Source organism: Peribacillus asahii, from assembly GCF_004006295.1.
GTDB classification, from domain to species: domain Bacteria; phylum Bacillota; class Bacilli; order Bacillales; family DSM-1321; genus Peribacillus; species Peribacillus asahii_A.
The window spans coordinates 3,201,872-3,217,700 of record NZ_CP026095.1 but is presented as its reverse complement, the minus strand read 5'-3'; the positions used below and the strand labels follow the sequence as shown (position 1 = coordinate 3,217,700).

Annotated in this window: 16 protein-coding genes, 1 pseudogene and 1 riboswitch; of the genes and pseudogenes, 14 read left to right on the top strand and 3 right to left on the bottom strand. The window is 37.5% G+C overall.

What is annotated here, in order from left to right; genetic code table 11:
* Window position 1 precedes the first annotated feature (1 nt).
* From proB to BAOM_RS15800, 8 genes are all read left to right on the top strand, one after another.
* Window positions 2-1,090 (top strand): glutamate 5-kinase, encoded by a 1,089-nt coding sequence (gene proB, locus BAOM_RS15835; protein ID WP_127761103.1) that lies wholly within the window; start codon window positions 2-4, stop codon window positions 1,088-1,090.
* Window positions 1,091-1,111: 21 nt separating this feature from the next.
* A complete protein-coding gene (locus tag BAOM_RS15830; protein WP_127761102.1) occupies window positions 1,112-2,359 on the top strand; it encodes a glutamate-5-semialdehyde dehydrogenase in 1,248 nt (415 codons plus the stop codon).
* Window positions 2,360-2,731: 372 nt separating this feature from the next.
* A riboswitch (TPP riboswitch) is annotated at window positions 2,732-2,841 on the top strand.
* Window positions 2,842-2,925: 84 nt separating this feature from the next.
* Window positions 2,926-4,014 carry a LuxE/PaaK family acyltransferase gene (locus tag BAOM_RS15825; protein WP_218973845.1) on the top strand — a complete coding sequence of 363 codons (1,089 nt, stop codon included), beginning with the start codon at window positions 2,926-2,928 and terminating at the stop codon, window positions 4,012-4,014.
* Window positions 4,011-5,462, top strand: a complete 1,452-nt coding sequence (locus tag BAOM_RS15820; RefSeq protein ID WP_127761101.1) for an acyl-CoA reductase — start codon at window positions 4,011-4,013, stop codon at window positions 5,460-5,462. The genes BAOM_RS15825 and BAOM_RS15820 overlap by 4 nt, the downstream gene beginning before the upstream one ends.
* Before the next feature lie 11 nt (window positions 5,463-5,473).
* On the top strand, window positions 5,474-6,220 hold the full coding sequence (locus BAOM_RS15815; RefSeq protein ID WP_127761100.1) for an ABC transporter ATP-binding protein: 747 nt from the start codon (window positions 5,474-5,476) through the stop codon (window positions 6,218-6,220).
* Complete coding sequence (locus BAOM_RS15810) at window positions 6,217-6,972, top strand: ABC transporter permease (protein WP_127761099.1); 756 nt, start codon at window positions 6,217-6,219, stop codon at window positions 6,970-6,972. Before BAOM_RS15815 ends, BAOM_RS15810 begins: the two co-directional genes overlap by 4 nt.
* Window positions 6,969-7,985 carry an ABC transporter substrate-binding protein gene (locus BAOM_RS15805; protein WP_127761098.1) on the top strand — a complete coding sequence of 339 codons (1,017 nt, stop codon included), beginning with the start codon at window positions 6,969-6,971 and terminating at the stop codon, window positions 7,983-7,985. Before BAOM_RS15810 ends, BAOM_RS15805 begins: the two co-directional genes overlap by 4 nt.
* A 12-nt stretch (window positions 7,986-7,997) precedes the next feature.
* On the top strand, window positions 7,998-8,765 hold the full coding sequence (locus tag BAOM_RS15800) for an SDR family oxidoreductase (RefSeq protein ID WP_127761097.1): 768 nt from the start codon (window positions 7,998-8,000) through the stop codon (window positions 8,763-8,765).
* Between the two features lie 274 nt (window positions 8,766-9,039).
* Here the strand turns inward: BAOM_RS15800 and BAOM_RS15795 are convergent, their stop codons facing one another.
* Window positions 9,040-9,603 (bottom strand): glutamine amidotransferase, encoded by a 564-nt coding sequence (locus tag BAOM_RS15795; RefSeq protein WP_218973844.1) that lies wholly within the window; start codon window positions 9,601-9,603, stop codon window positions 9,040-9,042.
* Window positions 9,604-9,752: 149 nt separating this feature from the next.
* Window positions 9,753-9,932 carry a small acid-soluble spore protein H gene (locus tag BAOM_RS15790; protein WP_119115270.1) on the bottom strand — a complete coding sequence of 60 codons (180 nt, stop codon included), beginning with the start codon at window positions 9,930-9,932 and terminating at the stop codon, window positions 9,753-9,755.
* 713 nt (window positions 9,933-10,645) lie between these two features.
* Between BAOM_RS15790 and BAOM_RS15785 the strand changes: the two genes are divergently transcribed.
* The 5 genes and pseudogenes from BAOM_RS15785 to spxA all read left to right on the top strand — a co-directional run bounded on the left by BAOM_RS15785 (window position 10,646) and on the right by spxA (window position 13,578).
* The gene (locus BAOM_RS15785; protein ID WP_127762600.1) at window positions 10,646-10,966 is read left to right on the top strand and encodes a 2Fe-2S iron-sulfur cluster-binding protein; all 321 of its coding nucleotides are present in this window, start codon (window positions 10,646-10,648) and stop codon (window positions 10,964-10,966) included.
* A gap of 36 nt (window positions 10,967-11,002) precedes the next feature.
* A pseudogene (locus tag BAOM_RS15780) lies at window positions 11,003-11,119 on the top strand (transcriptional regulator); the annotation flags it as partial.
* A gap of 31 nt (window positions 11,120-11,150) precedes the next feature.
* The gene (locus tag BAOM_RS15775) at window positions 11,151-12,092 is read left to right on the top strand and encodes a ring-cleaving dioxygenase (RefSeq protein WP_127761096.1); all 942 of its coding nucleotides are present in this window, start codon (window positions 11,151-11,153) and stop codon (window positions 12,090-12,092) included.
* A gap of 121 nt (window positions 12,093-12,213) precedes the next feature.
* Complete coding sequence (gene cdaS, locus BAOM_RS15770; protein ID WP_127761095.1) at window positions 12,214-12,861, top strand: sporulation-specific diadenylate cyclase CdaS; 648 nt, start codon at window positions 12,214-12,216, stop codon at window positions 12,859-12,861.
* A 321-nt stretch (window positions 12,862-13,182) separates the two neighbouring features.
* A complete protein-coding gene (gene spxA, locus BAOM_RS15765) occupies window positions 13,183-13,578 on the top strand; it encodes a transcriptional regulator SpxA (RefSeq protein WP_127761094.1) in 396 nt (131 codons plus the stop codon).
* A 214-nt stretch (window positions 13,579-13,792) separates the two neighbouring features.
* Here spxA and BAOM_RS15760 read toward each other — a convergent pair whose 3' ends face one another.
* Window positions 13,793-15,361, bottom strand: a complete 1,569-nt coding sequence (locus tag BAOM_RS15760; protein WP_127761093.1) for a bifunctional metallophosphatase/5'-nucleotidase — start codon at window positions 15,359-15,361, stop codon at window positions 13,793-13,795.
* A 46-nt stretch (window positions 15,362-15,407) separates the two neighbouring features.
* Between BAOM_RS15760 and BAOM_RS15755 the strand changes: the two genes are divergently transcribed.
* Complete coding sequence (locus tag BAOM_RS15755) at window positions 15,408-15,608, top strand: hypothetical protein (RefSeq protein ID WP_127761092.1); 201 nt, start codon at window positions 15,408-15,410, stop codon at window positions 15,606-15,608.
* Window positions 15,609-15,829 lie beyond the last annotated feature (221 nt).

Genomic DNA, 15,829 nt, shown 5'->3' with positions numbered 1-15,829 from the left:
GATGGAAAAGAAGCGCATCGTTGTCAAAATCGGAAGCAGTTCGTTAACGAACTCCAAGGGGGAAATTGATCAATTTAAATTTTTAGATCATATTCAAGCAGTTGCGGCATTGCGAAAAGAAGGGCATGACGTGATTCTTGTATCATCTGGTGCTGTTGCGACCGGATTCCGTAAGCTAGGTTACCCATCACGTCCGGTTACGTTAAAAGGGAAACAAGCAGCCGCAGCCGTCGGTCAAAGTTTATTGATTCAATCATATATGCAACAATTAGGGCAGTTTGGCATTAACGCCGCCCAAATTTTATTAACAAGAACCGATTTTTCAAAAAAAGACCGTTATAAAAATGCCCATGCGACTTTGTCAGAATTAATTGAACGCGGCATTTTACCAATTATTAACGAAAATGATACAGTGTCTGTTGAAGAATTAACATTTGGGGATAATGATATGCTTTCTGCTCTTGTGAGTGGGCTTATTCATGCCGATCAGCTTATTATTTTAACGGACATTAACGGCTTATATGATTGTAATCCGTTGACGAATCCGGATGCTAAGAGAATCGATTATTTAACAGAAGTAACGGATGATTTGCTGCAAGTAGCGGAAGGAGCCGGCTCAAACGTTGGGACAGGCGGGATGCAATCGAAATTATTAGCTGCGAAAACAGCACTGTCTTTAGGTGTAAAAGTCTTTATTGGTAAAGGAGAAGGCCGTGATAAGCTTCTGCGAATTTTAGCGGGTGACGGTGACGGGACGTATATTGAAAATGACGTGCTTACAACCGTAAATAATAATAAGCAATGGATTTCGATTCATTCGGAAGTGTCAGGAAAAATCTTCGTTGACGATGGCGCAGAAACAGCCCTAATGTTGAATGGCAGCAGTTTATTGCCTGCCGGTATTTATGACATTCAAGGAGATTTTGAAAAAGGGGACGTTGTTGAAGTGTTTGGTTCAAGCGGATTGCTTGGCCGAGGAGAAGTTCTCTATTCTGTCGATGAGCTGAAACTAGCGATGGGAAAACGGACAGACGAGCTTGTGATGTCAGCAATTGAAGTGATTCATCGAGATAAATGGGTGAAAGCCTAAATTAAAAAGGGGGAGTTAGTAATGAGTGAAGTCATTGTAAAAGGAAAAGCGGCCAAAGCGGCAAGTTATAAAATGAGTGGGAAGACGACAGAAGAAAAAAATGAAGCATTAGCAAAAATTGCGGATCAATTATTGGCAGATAAAGATTATTTAATAAGTGAAAATGCAAAAGATTTAGAACAAGGAAAGAAAAATGGTCTGCCTGATTCGACATTAGATCGTATTATGTTAAACGAAAAGCGTATTGAAGATATGTCAGCGGCTATTCGTTTACTGATTGACTTAAAAGATCCAGTCGGTGAAAGCTTAGAAACAATTGAGAAAGAAAACGGCTTGCTTATTAAAAAAAATCGTGTTCCAATCGGTGTGATTGGTATGATTTATGAAGCGAGACCAAATGTAACGATTGATGCGGCTACATTATCATTAAAAACAGGAAATGCGGTTATTTTACGAGGAAGTTCGTCTGCAAGCTACTCTAATCAAGCGCTTGTTAGGTCGATTCATAAGGCATTGGCGCAAACATCTTTACCAGTTGATGCGGTTCAATTAATGGAAGATACAAGCCGTGAAACAGCGAAAGAATTATTTCATTTGAATGAATATTTAGATGTGTTGATTCCACGCGGAGGCAAAAATTTAATTGATACTGTTGTTCGTGAATCGACTGTACCTGTTCTTGAAACGGGAGCCGGTAACTGTCACATTTTTATTGATGAATCAGCTGATTATGAGATGACAGAAAATATTGTAATCAATGGAAAAACACAGCGTCCATCTGTATGTAATGCCATTGAAAGTTTGCTCATTCATGAAAGCTGGTTTACTAAAAATGGGACTGACTTATTAGCCGTTCTTCACGGTAAAGGAATTGAACTATACGGAGATCAAACGGTCTGTACTGCTTTTCCAGAGGCGAAGCAAGCAACAGAAGAAGATTGGGCAACGGAATATTTAGCGCTAAAATTGAGTGTGAAAATTGTGAAGGATGTTACAGAAGCTGTTGAGCATATTAATCAGTATGGTACGAATCATTCTGAAGCCATTATCACAACAAATGAGGAAAGTGCAGCCATTTTCTTAAATGGAGTCGATGCAGCCGCTGTTTATCATAATGCTTCTACCCGTTTTACTGATGGGTTTGAATTCGGTTACGGTGCTGAAATTGGGATTAGTACGCAAAAGCTTCATGCGCGTGGACCAATGGGATTACCTGCTTTAACATCTACTAAATATTTTATTTATGGACAAGGACAAATTCGCGGATAAGTGGATAGTTGATGAACGAGATTGAGTGAAAACCTGTACGCTACTTTTGGTACAGGTTTTTTTGTCTTACACTTAACGGGCAGTAAGCCCCCCACCTCCAGCTTATGAAGAAACAAAGAAGATAGGTGGGGGACAACTGCCCTCATCTAGTTGCGGCTCCTAGCCCCTCGAGGTCATAAGCTGCAATGCTTTGTGGCAAACTGCGCCACGCCGCATTTCATCTTATGCTTGTCGGGGCTGAACAGTCGCCTCGCTTTTGTAGTAAAGGCCCAATTGGCTAACCATTAGTGGGTGATAAAGGAACTCCCCTTTGATGGAAGTTTCACTTTATGATTGCATTCTACAAAAAGAAAGGGTATTCTTTGTATAAAAATAGATGATATCGGGAGTCTGTGGAATCAGGCTGAGAGTACGGTTAATCTACCGTAGACCGTTTGAACCTGTTGGGTCATGCCAGCGTAGGGAAGTGATAAGGGGATTACTCTGTATTTTTGCACTTTGCGTACGCAAAGTGCTTTTTTGCGCTATTAGAAAATAAATGGCTACATTGAAAGGAATGGGTAAACATGATGACTCAAAAAGAAATGATTGAATCGACAGTTCAATTTATTAATTGTAATGAATCTTCTGAGGAAGATTTTAATCAGCAGGCTTTACAATTATTTCGCTATCACTATCAATATAACATTCCTTATCGAACTTTTTGTTCTCAAAAAGGAAAAACACCGCGTACTGTGAAAACTTGGAGAGACATCCCGCCAGTACCGATTAATGCTTTTAAAGATGTTACTTTGAGCTGTTGTGATCCGGAGCAAGCGGAAGCGGTTTATATGACAAGTGGTACAACACAAGGAATTAGAGGTAAACATTATCATCCAACATTAGACATATTTGATAGGTCGATGATTAAAAATTTTCAAGAAAGATTTATGGGAAATACCGATAAGATTCGGATGGGAATCTTATTTCCAACAGAACAGGAGATGCCTAATTCTTCTTTAGCTCGTTATTTAAAACTCGCAAAAGAAAGGTTTGGGACAGAAGATAGCCGTTATTTTATACAAAATCACAAGCTTGATGTGGAAGGCTTACAGAAAGAGCTGAGGAATGCTGAAGTAACTGGAGAACCTTATGCTCTTTTAGGTGCAAGTTATAGCTTTGTTCATCTTTTAGAAGAACTAGAGCGTGGGAATCAAACTTTTACTCTACCAAAAGGAAGTAAAATTCTTGATACGGGCGGCTTTAAAAAACAATCTAAAGAATTAGAGTTGGATGAGTTCTATCAGTTGCTTTCTACATATTTAGGAGTCAATCGTTCAGCGTGTATCAATATGTACGGCATGACCGAGCTGAGTACACAGCTGTATGACAATGGAAATCAATCTGTGCCTGCTGTTAAGTCAGGACCAAGTTGGATTAAAACGCGAGTCGTAAATCCGTTAACAGGTGAAGAAGTAGCAAAAGGAGAACGCGGCGTTATTGTTCATTGTGACCTTGCTAATATGAATTCTGTTTCTACGATTTTAACAGAAGATGTTGGTGTTGAAGTGGAAGGCGGTTTTCTGTTATTAGGAAGAGTGGAAGGAACAGAAGCAAAAGGCTGTTCGCTAGCGATGGCAGAATTTTTAAAGGCTTCAAAGGGACTGGAGAAATGAGAGAAATCGCTGGATATATTCCGAATATAGGAGAAGAATCATTTGAGACAAAGGTGCTTCTATTCGAAAGAAATCAGGAAACAATAGAAGTGGAGATTCCGATTCTTACACATGAACAAATGAGCAGGTTAATTGACAAGATTAAGCATAGCAGTCGTAAGGTGTTAAAATCTTTTTCTGTTAATGAGTTAATGAACATCATTGATGAAGCGATACATAGACTTCTAGAGCGTGATTCATCTTATCGACAAAAAGCTGAAAAAGTATTACCGATTGTAACAGGCTATGATGAAGAAATGATAAGGCTTGGTTTGACTTCTTATTTAAAAACGTTTCGAAAACATGAACTGCAGCGTTTTCTTGTTGAAGATTTAGGAAATCCATTGTTGTTGGATGATTTTCAACCGAGAGTAAAAGGTGGATTTTCGAAGGCTTTTAGTCCGGATTTAATTACGCATATTTGGTCAGGGAATGTGCCTGGTCTTCCTTTATGGAGCTTTATATCTAGTTTGTTAGTGAAAGCAGGGAATATCGGGAAGGTATCGAGTGCTGAGCCATTATTTGCTGGCTGGTTCGCTAAGCTTTTAGTGGAAATAGAACCAAGATTAGCAGATTGCTTTGCCGTTCTTTGGTGGAAGGGCGGAGAAGAAGAGAGAGAACGCTTTATTTTTCAGCAAACAGATATTGTTGTCGGGTATGGGGGCAATGAAGCGATGGAAGCTTTACGAAGTCGGATTCCAATCACTAAAAGGTTTTTACCATTTGGACACAAGCTAAGTTTTGGGATTGTTTCAAAGACGTCTCTTGATTCTCTTAAAGCTTTGCAGGCAGCCCATTTGGCTGCTTTGGATGTGATGCGCTATGACCAACAAGGCTGTTATTCTCCACATGTTTTCTATGTACAAAAAGGAGGAAATGTTTCTCCAAAAGAATTTGCTAGATATATAGGTCATGAACTAGAGGCGTTTAATAGAAGGTTTCCGAGAAGAAAACTATCAATGGCCGAATCGATGGAGATGGCCGCTTGGAAAAATAAAGAAGAAATGAACCTGTTCTCGAATCCAAATAATGAAGTATTAGGCAATAACCAAAATGATTGGACTGTTGTTTTTGAAGATTCCGATCTTAGCCTTACACCAAGCAGTTTAAATCGTGTTGTAAAAGTGAAAGAGTTTGATCACATAGAAGAGGTGACGAAAGGCCTTCTCATGCATCGGGATTACCTGCAAACGGTTGGAATCGCTGCTAGTCCGTCTGAATTGTTTCAATGGTCTCATTTACTAGGGAGTGTTGGTGTGACTCGAATGACGGCATTGGGAAATATGACATCTCCAGAAGCTGGATGGCATCATGATGGCCGCTTTAATGTACTGGATTTAATTAATATGGTTGATATCGAAGCTTCAGCTGAACAATTAAGTGAAGAGTTGGCTCCCTATGCAGATTAGGAGGTTAGCAGATGAGTTTTTTAACAATTGAGGATTTGACTTATAGCTATCAAGAGAAGACAACTGTGTTACATGGAGTGAACTGGTCTATTGAAGAAGGGGAATTTCATTGCTTTCTAGGGAAAAGCGGCTGTGGAAAGACAACGTTATTAAAGCTTGCAGCGGGCTTGCTTCCATCTCATTCAGGAATGATTCGCTTTAAAGGAAAAGAAGTAATAGGGCCGTTGGATGAATGTGGTTTTGTGTTCCAATCTCCTACCTTATTAGAATGGAAAACAGTGCTAGAAAATGTGTTGCTTCCGATTTCGCTGAAAAGAAAGATTACGCAACAAGATCGACAGTATGGGTTAGAAGTATTAGAGATGGTTGGTTTAACGACTTATTTAGATCGTTATCCTACTCAATTATCTGGAGGACAACAAAGTCGTGTTGCTATTGCGAGAGCGTTGATTCAAAAACCAACGATGCTGTTTCTAGATGAACCATTTGCTGCTCTGGATGCTATTACAAGAGAAGAACTACAGGATGATTTGTTGAAAATTTGTAAGACCCGTCATACAACGGTTCTTTTTATTACGCATGATATCGCAGAAGCCGTGTATTTGTCAGATCGGATTGCAGTCATAGATCAAGGCCAAATCATTTTTGATACTGCTGTAAAATTAGAAAAAGAGAGAAATGTAGAAATGAAATACGCGCCGTATTTTAATGAGTTGTGCCTGACGTTACGACATGTATTGGGAGGAAATAAGCGATGAAAAGTCTCCCTTTATACTCAATTCTATTATTTATTATGTTCCTCATCATTTGGGAATATAGTGCAAGCTTTATGTCAGAGCTTGTTTTGCCGGCTCCTACGGTTATTGTTACGACTTTAGTAGATGGTCTGCAAAGTGGATACTTTATTCCACATATTTTGCGAACACTATCAGAAGTGTTGCTAGGTTTGGTAATTGGCTGTGTCGGGGGATTTATCGTTGGGGTGATTATGGGTGAGATTGAATTTTTAAGAAAGCTTCTTTCTCCTTATATCATTGCGAGCCAAGCTGTTCCTAAGCTTGCTTTGGCCCCTTTATTTATTCTATGGTTTGGTTTTGGCATGAAATCGAAAGTCATAATCACTGCCCTGATTTGTTTTTTTCCATTATTGGAGAATACGATTACAGCGATTCAGTCTACGAATAAACAAAAACAAGAATTATTTCATATGCTTCGAGCAACACGCTGGCAAACCTTAATTCATTTAAAAATTCCTAATGGCCTGCCAGGGATTCTAGCCGGACTTCGAGTGGCGGTTGTATTAGCCGTAGTAGGGGCTGTTGTTGGCGAGTTTATTGGGGGAAGCGATGGATTAGGAGCGCTCATCGTCGCGTCGCAAGGGATGATGGATACGCCGTTAATGTTTGCTGTGTTAATTTTATTAACTGTGATGGGCATGGTTTTATATCAATTGATTTATGTATTAGAAGTTACTGTACTAAAGAAATATATGAAGGAGAATAGAAAATGAAAAATAGATGGTTAGTCACGATTTTATTATGTATGACCGTATTGATGTCAGCGTGTGGTGCAAAGGATGAAAATAAGGGAACAGCGAAATCTGATTCAACAGACGTCCAAACGATTCGAGTAGCGAACTGGAGTAAGCCACTTACAGAACAAACGAATCTATTAGTCGATGAGAAGAAGCATTTCTTTCAAGATAAAGGCCTAGATGTAACTGTTATTCCTGGTGCAGGCGGTGGCGATGCGATTAAAAATATTTTATCTGGGAAAGCAGATATCGCTTTTACTGATCCAGGTTCACTATTTTTCGCATTAGATAAAGGTGAAAAGCTAAAAGTTATTTACAATATTTATCCGCAAAATGTATTTAACATCGTATCACTAAAGGAAGCTAATATTAACAAACCAGAAGATTTAAAGGGAAAAACAATTGGCGTTTATAGTCTATCAAGCGGAACACGTCAAAACTTATTAGTGTTATTACATCAGGTCGGTCTTTCAGAAAATGATGTAAAAATTGTTGAGACAGGTCTTTTAAACTTTGCCCCATTAATGCAAGGGCAAGTGGATGCAACAGCTGCGACTGATACGGGACTAGTTGTTGGACAAGCCAAAGGTTTAGAGGAAGTCAATGTGATGAATGTGAAAGACTATTTAAATGTACCGAGTGATGTATTTGTTGTAACAGAGAAAGTATATCAAGAAAAGCAGCAAGAATTGAAGGATTTCTTGGAAGCTTATCGTAACAGTGCACAATGGATGATTGAGAGTCCGGAAGAAGCGGCTGCTTTGGCTAAAACCTATGCAATCGATGGGAAAGATGAGCAACAAAACTTAGAGATTATTAAACTGCGTAATGCTTCTAGCGTATCTCCTGAAACAAATCAACATGGTTTAGGAGCGCTTGATGCGAATATCTTGCAGGATGGTGCGGATACGTATCAAAAATTAGGATTGATTAAAGAAAAGCTTAATATGGATGAGGTAGTAGTTGATACATTACTTCCAAAAAAATAAAGGAGAACATACATGGGGAAATTTAGTGGAAAAGTCGTTCTTGTTACGGGCTCCAGCCGAGGAATTGGAGCAGCGATTGCCATTGAATTTGCAAGAGAAGGGGCCTTCGTTATTGTCAATTATTTGAAAAATGTTAAAGCAGCTGAACAAATTGTGTCAGCTTGTATCGAAGTTGGAGGAGATGCTTGGGCGATTCAAGCAGATGTTACGTCCGAAGAGGCTGTTCAGTCGATGATTCAGCAAATTGTGCTTGAAACGGGACGACTAGATGTCGTTGTGAATAATGCATTTAAACCTTATGTCTTTGATCCTGAACAACGAAAAATGGCTTGGCAGCTCACATGGGAAGATTATCAAGGACAGATTGATGGATCGGTAAGATCGACGCATTATCTATGTCAAGCAGTGCTGCCCATTATGAAAAAACAAAGCAGTGGAAGCATTGTGAATATCATTAGTAATTTAGTAGAAAGACCGTTGGTTCCTTATCATGAATACAACACGGCTAAAACAGCATTAATGGGGTATACGCGTAATTTAGCTGTGGAGCTAGGACCTTTTGGGATAAGGGTCAATTGTGTAGCACCGGGCCTTGTTTATCCAACCGATGCGAGCAAAAAAACAAAAGAAAGTTTGAAAGAACTAATCATTTCCCAAACCCCGCTTCGAAGAATTGCAAAGCCGGAAGATATCGCAGGTCCTGTTTTATTTTTATCATCTGATTGGAGTGAATTTATGACAGGGCAAACGCTATTTGTAGATGGCGGATTTGTGATGTGATTTTTATGAAAAAGCCAATCAAGAATTCAGTGCTTGATTGGTTTTTTTATCGTCTAGGAAACTATTTCGTATTTTTTGTTTCTGTTTGAAAGAATGTACAGCCGACAGAAGTGTTTGTTATAGGTAGTCCGGCACTTCTAACAAACATTTCTAACAAAATCCGGCCATAATCTTGTTCAATTACGGTTTCATGCAAAGCAGTTATAGAAAAACCATCCGCCTGTAATCGCTCTGCTTGTTCATCAATATAAGCATGAATAATAGGAGCTGTAAATTATGGATGAAATTGCACACCGAAAATATGCTGATCAATCATAAAAGCTTGATGTTGTTCAAAATCATTCTGTGCGAGAATCGTTGCTTGTTTCGGCAGAGTAATAACAGATTGATAGTGAGTGACATGCCCAAAAAATGTATGAGGAAGGATACTAAATAGAGGATGTTCTTTGCCTGCATTTGTTAGCTGGACACTTGTTGTACCGATTTCAATTTCTTTTGGATGATGACTTACTTGACCGCCAAATGCCTTTGCCAGTATTTGATGACCATAGCAAATGCCTAATATGGGGATGTTATCCTGCTTAATATCTTGTAACCAGCGTATCAATTGAACACTCCATTCTTCGTGATCGGTGACCATTGCATGTGAACCGGTTATAATGATTGCTCCAATTTTATTTAGAGAAGGTAAGCAGGTTGCATCTTTATATACAGGAGCGATTACTACGTCGTCATGTGAAATGCCAATACTTTTTATAATCATATCCTCAAAATCCCCGAATTGCTCTTTAATACTTGGGAATGTTTCACCACATTTGATAATAAGTAACTTTGTCATAATTTATTACCCTTTTATGTAATATTTTATAACAATTATCCATTTAGAGTGAGGTGAAGTAAAGAGAATATTTACAAAATTTACTCCGATACATGATAGATAACGAAACAAGACTCCAACTGTTTCAATTGGAGTCTTGTTTCATCGTATTAATGTTCGATTAAGTTAGTTAATAAAACCTCTTGTTCATTCTCTGGTTCATCGAGAGGATAAATTCTTGCTGTGTCATTTTCATCATTAACATGTTGAATATAAATGGCTGCCCCATTATAGGTAACATTCGCCATAACAGGTGAACTGGCAATTTCTTGTGCCCGTTGTTTGTTCATTTTCTTTCCTCCTTGAAGGTGTCATCCTATTTACTATTTATCAAAAAAGGGGAAAACATTCATGAGGAAATGAAGTTTTTAACTTTTGATTTAATTTATTTGCAAATTGTGAAAACTTTTATGGCTAGAAGATATGAAGGCGGTTTATGGAGTCACATAGATACGTTATGCATAAAATAGAGCAAGGCACATTATATACATTACCATAGAAGGGTTGTGATAAAAGTTTGGAAAATACTATTCTATACAACTGGGGGCTCTAGTATGGAAAAGAAAGAGTTATTGATATTAGAAAACAGCGAGAAGTCTGTTGATTTAAACGATGTTATATGCCTGGATGAGTGGGAAAACGAGGGTGGTAGAATTGTAAGGCTTGTGGAATAAGACAAGCATCCATCTCTGTTTTATTTTTGAGAATCAGTGTTTTTGTTAGCATAATGCTTCTTATTAGACCATATATTCGATCCTAAAAGCAGAGATGGGGAACATTAAAAGGAAGATGTATTTTGAGGTGTTGCAGTTGCGACAGCTCTTTTTAGTATGGAGTTAGTGAACTGAAATTTTAGCATAAATATTCTATTTCAGTTGACGAATAAATTACGCTCATGTAGACAAACTGAGAGTAAATGAGAGGGTCTCAACTATGTCACTTTATTTAATTATTTAATAGGTTGGACAAATAATCAATGGAAGAAAAGGAAGTAGGTAATAAAATGCCCAACGTAACAGTTTTCGGACAAGGAACTTTTGAAGTGGAGGAAGGGAAAAAGTTAGTATTAGCACTTGAAGATAATGGAGTAAATATTCTCCATCGTTGCGGAGGAAAGGCGAAATGTACGACCTGTAGAGTAGAAGTAATGGCAGGTGAGTTTTGTGATTTAACTAATGTAGAAAAGAAAGCATTTTCGGAAAAGGGGATTGAAGATCATTTGCGTTTATCTTGTCAAATCCGTGTGAATGCTGACGTAACCGTTCGCCCAATTATGACAGTAGAAAACTCTGGGTTAGAAACTGGTCCGAGACCAGCTGAATAAAAATGAAGGAACATTGGTTATTTATTCGATTAAGTTTTTGATGATGTTTTAAATGAGGAAGAAATGAAAACATTGTACACGTTGATGGCTCGTGTACATAAGCACAGCCAAAAAAAGAATTACCACCTGAGTAATTTTTACACCATCACTTGATTAATCAAGTTAAAAGTAAGGAGGAATTACTATGTATACAATTCCTGGACATCATCATATTTCGATGATTACAAAAAACGCTCAAATCAATAATGAATTTTATCAACAAGTGTTAGGTTTGCGGCGAGTTAAAAAGACCGTCAACCAAGATGATCCTTCTATGTATCACTTATTTTACGGAGATTTAACGGGAAGTGCGGGGACAGAGTTATCCTTTTTTGAAATGCCGATGGCTGGAAGAACGATTCGTGGAACAAATGCTATTACACAAATTGGCCTACTTGTACCATCATTGGAAAGTCTGGAATATTGGAAAAAACGCTTTGAGCACTTCGACGTCAAGCACGGTGAAATCACAACATATGCAGGCCGTGCAGCATTTCCATTTGAGGATTCGGAAGGGCTGCGCCTTATTTTACTGAATAATAATGGCGAAGAAATACCAGAATACTGGGCACCTTGGGAAGGCTCCAGCGTAGAGCAAAAGCATCGTATTTTAGGGATGGGGACTGTGGAAATAACAGTGCGTTATTTGAATCGAACGGCTAGAACTTTAAAGGATATGTTTGGCTATATAGAAGCGGCTCGTTCAGAAAATGAGGCAATCTATCAGTCCGTTGCGGGTCAAGCATTTGGTGAAATTGTAGTAAAGCAGCAGGTGGGGCCGAGTGAAAAGCCAGGTCGAGGTAGTATCCATCATTTGGCGATTCGTGTGAAAAACGAGGAAGAGCTTAGTTATTGGGATAAAGTGGTGAAAGATTGCGGCTTTCAGTCAACAGGCGTTGTTGATCGCTTTTACTTCCAAAGCTTATATTTCCGTGATTCGAATGGAATATTATTTGAAATTGCGACAGATGGACCTGGATTTACAGCAGATTCAACGGTTGAAGAGTTAGGGGGGAAATTAGATTTACCACCATTTTTGGAAGCAAGACGTGCGGAAATTGAAGCAAAGTTAAAACCGCTTGATTAAAAGGGATCTAATCCTTTTTGGTTTGATGAATAAATCATGCTTATGTAGACAAACTGAAAATAAATGCTCCAATAATCAATCAAAGAAAAGAAAGAGGATTAGAATGAGGGAGGCCCGCTCCATGAATGATGCAAATTGCGACTTTTCACCGATGAAGCAAACGTTAAAAGAAGATATACGTCAAGTGATCACGACGCTTCAGAGTAGCTTAGAAACAATAGATCATGAAAACGATTGTCTACTTGGAAATTTTGAAAAAATAAAAAATAGATTTGCATACATTGAAATGAAAGCCGCTACTTTTTATTTGAATTGTTATTTGTCCCCGTTTACGGATAAATATCCAGAATTATCAATCTGTGTACAAAATATGTCGGATCGAAGACATGGTGGTTTAATTGTCATTCAACGCAAAGATTCTCTTGAATCTTTAATTCATCCGGGGATTTCAATTGGAGCAGAGTTGAGCCATTCTTTATTAGAGTCCATCTTTTTTCCAGGAAATCCACTCCATGATGGTGCTGCAATGGTAAGTTTTAATCAGATTGTTTCTGCAGCAAATGTTCTTCCTCTTTCAAATAGATTTACAGGTGATAAAAAACTTGGTACACGACATCGCGCTGCTTTAGGATTAACGGAACGCAGTGATGCCCTTGTTCTAGTTGTTTCTGAGGAAACAGGTAGAGTTTCATTTGCCTTAAACGGAGAGCTCTATCCAATTGCTACACATGGGGGCTCAATAGATAGTTTATTGAAAAATTTACAGTAAAAAGGGTAATCAAAACTATCTTTTAATAGAACCTGCTGTCGAGCAATCTTGTTTAATAGCAGATTCTTTTTTGATTTTCTTACCAATATTCAAATGGAAAGGGGAAATACAGAACTCTCTTTCATGTATGACAAAAAGCTCTATTAATAGATATTTTTTATCTTTAATTAGAGATATTTTGTATTGAGATTTATGCCTATTAGGTTTATGATATATTCATAAGTTACAAAAGATAGCTGGTAAGACAAAGTGAGGACACATCAAAGTACAGAATGTGAATGAGCAAAATAGATTCTTTATATAAGGAGTGTAATTGTTAATATGGTGACCCTATATACATCAACAAGTTGTACGTCTTGTCGTAAAGCAAAAGCATGGCTTGAGGAACACGAAATTGCTTATATAGAAAGAAATATTTTCTCTGAACCTCTTACGATTGACGAGATTAAAGAAATTTTTCGCATGACGGAAGATGGGACAGATGAAATTATCTCGACAAGATCGAAAGCTTTTGAAAAACTGAATATAAACATAGAATCTCTATCACTTCAAGAATTATATAAAATAATCAAAAAGAACCAAGGATTATTAAAAAGACCGATTATTCTCGATGAAAAAAGATTACAGGTTGGATATAACGAAGATGAGATTAGTAGATTTTTGCCTCGTAAAGTTCGTGCATTTCAGCGTTGTGAAGCTCAACAAATGGTCAATTAATCATGAGACGTCACTTTCAACATATTAAGGATTTTTTCGTTTTCTTTAATCATCCATATGAACTTAGCTTTGATGAAAAAGATAATGATGTGAGTGGAAAAAGCAAATAAATGTATTAGAAAAAATAACTCGGTAGAATATATCGTTTAACTATAAACGATAAAGCAATTAAAAGAATGAAGATGATTATTCTTTTAATTGCTTTGCATAAGAATCATAAAACAACCTTCCAGTTATTGTTGCAAGTAGCTTTAATGATTTTTCTTTCTCGTATGTAGTCGGCAATAAGCTCAGTCATATCAATCGGTATATCTTTTATAACAGGCTTTTCTTTAAACATATTGAAGTTACCTCCTCCGCTAGCACGGTAGCTGTTCATGACAACATCGTATTGTTGATTGAGCTGTAATGGTGCCCCTTGGTGATTTAAGTGGATCACGCGTTGACCTATAGGGTTTGAAATTTTTAATTCATATTCAATACCTTCCCACATGTCATAATTATAATGCTGTGGTTTTGGATATGAAAAAGCAGGATTAACCGTTATGTTTCCGTTTTCGATAGTGAAATACTGGGCGGTTTGCTCAAGAGCCTCTTTAATATCCTGACCGCTTATCCGGATGACTTTTAATGTGTTTGGATAAATATAATTGGATACGATATCACGCATTGTGATGTTTGTTTGGAAACCTAGAGATTCATTGGTGAATAAGGCCGTATTTGAAATAGCAGCTCCGCTAGCGTTCATTTGTACGTTGTTAATAAATTCGATATATGGATTATCCTGTAGACGTGCGTGCAGTACGTCTTTAATGGTCATGTCTCCAATGACTGTTCCTATTGATTGATCAAGCCATTTTTGAGTTTCTTTTTGAAAATCATCTATGAAGGAGAGTGTTTCTTGATCTGCCTGGATAGATTCGTCTATTTCGATTAAATTGGCAGAGCAGTTTATACTTGAAATGAATCCTTCTTGTTTTGTTCCCTTTATACATATTTCACCTATATAACGTCCGTGATGACCTGGTTGTAGGAATGTAATGCCATTGATTGTTCCTGTCAGTGTACGGTGCTGATGACCTGTGATTAAAATATCTATACCTTCTAACTCTTTGCATATAGCATAGGCTTGATTTTCTCCCGTTAGCCGTTCTGTTTGTTCCCCTGTTTGTAAATCCCGTTCAAACCCTCCATGATAGGAAACAATTATTACATCTGGTTTTTCCTTTTGACGGATGTGACTGACCCACCATTTTGCGGTGAGTAAAGCATCGTTAAATTGTAGACCTTCAATATTTTTTTTCTCTTCCCAATTTGGAATGAAATGAGTCGTGATACCGAGAATAGCTATTTTGACTTCATCGATTACTTTTATTGTGTAAGGTGTTCCAAAGGCAGGCTCCTTAGTTGATGAATTGATAATATTTGCAGACAGCCATGGAAAAGTGGATTGTTGAATAGCTTCTTTTAAATAATCCAAACCATAATTAAATTCATGATTACCGCAAACAGCCAAATCGTACTGGAGGGAATTAGCGATTTTAATAATAGGATTTTCAGTATTTGGTTTGTATTTAGCATGATAATAGGTTAAAGGGCTTCCTTGAATTAAGTCACCGTTATCTAGTAATAATACCTTTTCTTTCATTCTTTTTTCTTTAATAATAGTCGCTATTTTGGCTAATCCAAAGTTTTCTTCCGTATAATCCCGGTATGTAGTCGGATAAATGTATCCGTGAATATCGCTTGTTACTAATAAGCGAATTGTAAAATCGTTTGGCATCGTTTCTCCTTCTTTCTAATAAGTCTAAAAAGTATGGGTGGTTATATTGTTTGTTTTAATGAAAGAAAAAGGTGTTGCTGAGGTTATTTTTCAATCTAACATAAGTGCTAAAAAAATCGCAACCACTGTTACGGTTGCGCGCCTTGTATCTAAATTTGAAAAAGTATATTTATCTATTATTTCCCTTAAATCTGTTCCCGTTCAAATAAGAGTGTTTATTGTTTGTTTATGTGCGGTGATATGTTAGACTTTCAATGAATATATTTTTCTACATCTCAATTCTCCATATGTCGAACAGAGCCATTAATAACTAGTCTTTTTTAATGGTAACATAGTCCTTGTGCAGTAAGATTGATATCAGAATGAGTACGATAATTAGTGAAATAGAGGTATAAATGCAATGACTATTGTGGTGTTTTATTGTTTTAAATCGAATTCTCGATTAAATCAATATATAATAAGGAAGCG